1 protein-coding gene and 1 pseudogene are annotated in these 1,334 nt (G+C 71.5%); both read right to left on the reverse strand.

Translation table 11 applies throughout. The features are described 5' to 3' along the window. Nucleotides 1-285: pseudogene (locus DVH02_RS36690) on the reverse strand (hypothetical protein); the annotation flags it as partial. Between the two features lie 69 nt (nucleotides 286-354). Beyond that, nucleotides 355-1,334, reverse strand: a 980-nt coding sequence (locus DVH02_RS34560; protein WP_407697716.1) for an ATP-binding cassette domain-containing protein, incomplete at its 5' end; no start/stop codon positions are given.

A 1,334-nucleotide genomic window follows, 5' to 3' on the forward strand; every position in this document is an offset into this window, starting at 1 on the left:
GGGTGGGAGGTCCCGTGGGGCTGGGGGGCTTTCCTGGGCCTCGCGCTCCGCCCTCGTGTCCCCGTACAACACCGCCGCCAGCAGCCGTTGCCGCGCTGTCGGCTCTCCTGTCTGTATCAGGACCACCCCCGGCAGCGGGCGCTGCCACGGGCCGCCCGGCCGGCACCTGCGCGCCGTGGTGCTGGACGAGAGCCCGGCGGCCCGGAGCTGGCGGGCGGTGGCCAGCCGCATCTGCGTGGCGGACAGCCGCTCAATGGCCGCGTCGGCGGCGGTTGTTCGGATCATGGGAAGTACGTGCCCACCCCACACCGGAAACGGACACATCCGCACCGGCTGTGACAATCTCTTGTGTCCTCAGCTGCGTTCCTGGCCCGTCGTGCCGTCGGGCCATATCTCTATGTGGTCCTGCTCCAGTTCGAGCATCACGCGCTGCTCCATGTCCAGCGCCGCCGTGTACTCCGCGGGCAGTTGCAGCCTGCCGGCCCGGTCCAGCATCGCGTACTCCCTGGCCACCAACGATTCCTGACCCTGCGCGTCGATCTCCGTACGCCGCAGAACCTCCGACGCCGTCCTGCCGTCGCGTATCGCCACCGTACGGCGGACCTCGTGCTCGACCGTCTGGTCGTGCGTGACGATCACGATCGTCGTCCCCAGCTCCTCATTGGCCCGGCGGAACGCCGCGAAGACCTCCTCGCCCGTCGCCGAGTCCAGCTCGCCGGTCGGTTCGTCGGCGAGCAGCACGGAAGGGGAGTTCGCGAGGGCGACGGCTATCGCGACGCGCTGCTGCTGGCCTCCGGAGAGCTGGTGCGGGCGGCGGTCGGCGCAGTCGGTGACGCCGAGCATCGCCAGCAGCTCCTTCGTCCGCTCGCCCTTGGCCGCCCTGGCCGGTCGCGTGCTCCGTGGGCCGCCGCGTCCCCTCAGTTGCATCGGCAGGGCGACGTTCTGGCTCGCCGTCAGGTAGGGGAGCAGGTTGCGGCTCGTCTGCTGCCATACGAAACCGACCACCTCGCGGCGGTAGTTCAGCCGGACCTTCGCGTCCATCGTGAGCAGATCGCGGCCCGCGACCCGCGCCGCGCCGGCCGTGGGGACGTCCAGGCCCGCGAGGACGTTCATCAGCGTCGACTTCCCGCTGCCGGACGCGCCGACCAGGGCCATCATCTCGCCCTCCTGGACGGTGAGGTCGAGCCCTTGGAGGGCCTGCACCTCCACCCCGTCCGTGGTGAAGACGCGGACGAGCCGGTCGCAGGTGATCAGCGCGTCGTGCCCGTACGAGGGACGGTCCCGGTGCGCCGCCGCCCGGCGCTCCAACTCGGTGAGGGTGGGCGGGGCTGGGG

This window comes from Streptomyces corynorhini, assembly GCF_003346515.1.
GTDB classification, from domain to species: Bacteria; Actinomycetota; Actinomycetes; order Streptomycetales; family Streptomycetaceae; genus Streptomyces; species Streptomyces corynorhini.